This is a genomic window from Mesorhizobium sp. B1-1-5 (assembly GCF_006443065.1).
In the GTDB taxonomy this organism is placed as follows: domain Bacteria; phylum Pseudomonadota; class Alphaproteobacteria; order Rhizobiales; family Rhizobiaceae; genus Mesorhizobium.
Window position 1 is genome coordinate 40,001 of sequence record NZ_VFWS01000036.1, and the last position, 3,914, is coordinate 43,914.

Below are 3,914 nucleotides of genomic sequence, written 5' to 3' on the forward strand. Positions count from 1 at the left end.
AAACTCCGAATACCTGGGAGTACTAGTCGGCAGACACACGGCGGGTGCTAACGTCCGTCGTGAAAAGGGAAACAACCCTGACCTACAGCTAAGGTCCCCAAGTTATGGCTAAGTGGGAAAGGATGTGAGGATCCCAAAACAACCAGGATGTTGGCTTAGAAGCAGCCATCATTTAAAGAAAGCGTAACAGCTCACTGGTCTAAATAAGGGTCTTTGCGCCGAAAATGTAACGGGGCTAAAGCCATACACCGAAGCTTAGGGTTCGTGAGCAATCACGAGCGGTAGCGGAGCGTTCTGTAAGCTGATGAAGCCGTACCCGTGAGGGGCGGTGGAGGTATCAGAAGTGCGAATGCTGACATGAGTAACGTAAGGGGAGTGAGAGACTCCCCCGCCGAAAGACCAAGGGTTCCTGCTTAAAGTTAATCTGAGCAGGGTTAGCCGGCCCCTAAGACGAGGCGGAAACGCGTAGTCGATGGGAACCACGTTAATATTCGTGGGCCTGGAGGTAGTGACGGATCACACAAGTTGTCCAATCTTATCGGATTGAAAGGGCAGCGGAGTGGTTCCAGGAAATAGCTCCTCCTTATAGACCGTACCCGAAACCGACACTGGTGGTCAGGTAGAGTATACCAAGGCGCTTGAGAGAACTATGCTGAAGGAACTCGGCAAATTGCACGCGTAACTTCGGAAGAAGCGTGACCCTTTTCTGCGCAAGCAGAGGAGGGTGGCACAGACCAGGGGGTAGCGACTGTTTATCAAAAACACAGGGCTCTGCGAAGCCGCAAGGCGACGTATAGGGTCTGACGCCTGCCCGGTGCTGGAAGGTTAAGAGGAGGGGTGCAAGCTCTGAATCGAAGCCCCAGTAAACGGCGGCCGTAACTATAACGGTCCTAAGGTAGCGAAATTCCTTGTCGGGTAAGTTCCGACCTGCACGAATGGCGTAACGACTTCCCCGCTGTCTCCAGCATAGACTCAGTGAAATTGAATTCCCCGTGAAGATGCGGGGTTCCTGCGGTTAGACGGAAAGACCCCGTGCACCTTTACTATAGCTTTACATTGGCATTCGTAGTGGCATGTGTAGGATAGGTGGTAGGCTTTGAAACCTGGGCGCCAGCTCAGGTGGAGCCACCCTTGAAATACCACCCTTATTACTATGGATGTCTAACCGCGGCCCGTTATCCGGGTCCGGGACAATGTATGGTGGGTAGTTTGACTGGGGCGGTCGCCTCCTAAAGAGTAACGGAGGCGCGCGATGGTGGGCTCAGAACGGTCGGAAATCGTTCGCTGAGTGCAATGGCATAAGCCTGCCTGACTGCGAGACTGACAAGTCGAGCAGAGACGAAAGTCGGTCATAGTGATCCGGTGGTCCCGCGTGGAAGGGCCATCGCTCAACGGATAAAAGGTACGCCGGGGATAACAGGCTGATGACCCCCAAGAGTCCATATCGACGGGGTTGTTTGGCACCTCGATGTCGACTCATCGCATCCTGGGGCTGGAGCAGGTCCCAAGGGTATGGCTGTTCGCCATTTAAAGCGGTACGTGAGTTGGGTTCAGAACGTCGTGAGACAGTTCGGTCCCTATCTGCCGTGGGTGTAGGAATATTGAAAGGATCTGTCCCTAGTACGAGAGGACCGGGATGGACGGATCTCTGGTGGACCTGTTGTGGCGCCAGCCGCATCGCAGGGTAGCTATATCCGGACGGGATAACCGCTGAAGGCATCTAAGCGGGAAACCCACCTTGAAACGAGTATTCCCTGAGAACCGTGGAAGACGACCACGTTGATAGGCCGGGTGTGGAAGAGCGGCAACGCTTGAAGCTTACCGGTACTAATAGTTCGATAGGCTTGATCGTTCTCATTACTTATATCCATCTACCAGCGCTCACGCATGAGCGGCCCCTTCGGGGCCTATGCTCCGCGAGGGCGCCGGACGACCGGCGACGCGCAGTCGCGCTTGCGGGCTTCGCCCGAAAGCCAACTGTAGATGTCGCCTTGGCACGGAAGGACAGGCAAACGGCACAAGCAGATAGAGAGCGGGTATGCCCTACTCACTACTCACTACTGCCTAATCCCTAACCCAGCTTCTCGATTTGAACGTGCGTTTTGCCGACCTGGTGGTTATGGCGGAGCGGCTGCACCCGATCCCATTCCGAACTCGGCCGTGAAACGCTCCAGCGCTGATGGTACTTCGTCTCAAGACGCGGGAGAGTAGGTCGCTGCCAGGTCTGCCAAGCGCACGTTCACCTCACATCCGGATCGATCCGGACGGAGACCAAATCTTCTCTCTACGATCTTAAGGCCCGCCAAACGGGATCACGGGCCGCGCGAGCGGCCCTTTCATTTGGCACCCTCTTGAATCCGGTAAGGTCGCACTTACCTCAAAGGACGCAAGCAAACGCTTGCTCGTAGTCGCAAGCAAACGCTTGCTCGTAGTCGCAAGCAAACGCTTGCTCGTAGTCGCAAGCAAACGCTTGCTCGTAGTTGACGCGGGGTGGAGCAGCCCGGTAGCTCGTCAGGCTCATAACCTGAAGGTCACAGGTTCAAATCCTGTCCCCGCAACCAAATCCAAAAACGGCCCGCATCCACGCGGGCCGTTTGCGTTTGTGATCGCAGGCACGAAGGGCAAGGCCCTCAGCAGGCCGAATCATTCAATCCATATCGACCACATCGGCGCGCTCGTCATGGTGCCGCTCGCTAGCTGGAATCATGAACCACGGCCGACGAGGACGTCAAAGTGAGCGTGGCAGCGCACTCAGGGACCGGCGTGCAACCAGGCACGAAATAATATTAGCCGGTTGAGTTTTAAACTCAGCCGGCTTCCGCGTCTCAGCCGTCTTGAAATGGCGAGTGCAGAGGTCGTGGAGTCGGCCGCCTGGCGATCCTCGATCGGACGCCGGCGTCTCGACCCGATAATTTTGATCTCCGCCGATTTGGGTACTGTTGGGTCTTCACCGAATCGCGACGGGTGAATTGGAATCGAATCAGCCAAATTGCCAATTGTTGCTATCTATTGCTATATTTCCGGAGGAGGCCTCCATGCCCAACTACGCTTTGAACGAGCGCTATGAGCGCTTCATCAGAAAGCAGCTCGAATCGGGCCGGTACAACAATGCCAGCGAGGTTGTCCGCGCCGGTCTGCGTATGCTCGAGGATTTTGAGGCGGAGCGTGAGAAGTGGCTGCGTGAGGAGATCCCGTCGCGCGTGGCCGAGCTCCAGCAGGACCCGGCAAAAGCTATTCCCGCCGAAACGGTGTTTTCCCGGCTGGAGCTCCGTCATCGCGCGCGGCAGGCGAAAGCCAAGTAGGAAATGGAGTGCCGGATTGTCTTCTACACGAAAGTGGAAGCCGAACTCGAGCAACTCTATGACAATATAGCCGAGCGTGCGTCGCCGGCGATTGCCTGGGATTTTGTTGCGGGCATGCGCGATCTCTGTCTTGGGCTTGTCGACATTTCCGCAGCGCGGCACCGAGCGGGTGGAGATCATGCCGGGGCTGCGGATCATTGGGTAACGTCGCGCGGTCAGTATCGCTTTCGTTGTCGACGGCGAGTTCGTGCTGATCTGGGCATCTTCCACGCGGGCCGGAATATCACGCCCGAGTCGCTGGAAGAAAGGCTCTGAACCGCGAGCCAAGGGCCGCGACGATCGACATTCGGCTAAGTGCTGGTGGCTGCTTTAGGGCGACCGCATTCACCCGGCGAAGCGGTTGTGACGGGTATCGCCGCAACGGAAGCGCCGGCCAAAATTCAACCAAGCCAGCTCACGAATTTTGCCTTCTTGGATATCTCCACGAGAAATCGAAAAAAGAGCGATCTAGGCTGTTGACAGTTCGGTCGGGCGGCGACTATATACGGCCCACGAACGAGGGCGGTGCGCCGCTGGCGACGAAGAAGTTTGCTTCTAGGTCTGCCCTCTGTT

2 protein-coding genes, 1 tRNA gene and 2 rRNA genes (1 of these 5 cut by a window edge) are annotated in these 3,914 nt (G+C 56.5%); all 5 read left to right on the forward strand.

Features of this window, described 5'->3' with window-relative positions; translation table 11 throughout:
• Nucleotides 1-1,852: ribosomal RNA gene (locus tag FJ980_RS14125) — 23S ribosomal RNA — on the forward strand (it extends 972 nt beyond the left edge of the window).
• A 257-nt stretch (nucleotides 1,853-2,109) separates the two neighbouring features.
• Nucleotides 2,110-2,224: ribosomal RNA gene (rrf, locus tag FJ980_RS14130) — 5S ribosomal RNA — on the forward strand.
• A gap of 260 nt (nucleotides 2,225-2,484) precedes the next feature.
• Nucleotides 2,485-2,561, forward strand: a tRNA-Met gene (locus FJ980_RS14135).
• A 474-nt stretch (nucleotides 2,562-3,035) separates the two neighbouring features.
• Nucleotides 3,036-3,302, forward strand: coding sequence for a type II toxin-antitoxin system ParD family antitoxin (locus FJ980_RS14140; protein WP_140543617.1), 267 nt, complete (start codon nucleotides 3,036-3,038; stop codon nucleotides 3,300-3,302).
• Nucleotides 3,303-3,335: 33 nt separating this feature from the next.
• Nucleotides 3,336-3,617 (forward strand): type II toxin-antitoxin system RelE/ParE family toxin, encoded by a 282-nt coding sequence (locus tag FJ980_RS14145; RefSeq protein WP_246676414.1) that lies wholly within the window; start codon nucleotides 3,336-3,338, stop codon nucleotides 3,615-3,617.
• Nucleotides 3,618-3,914: the final 297 nt, after the last annotated feature.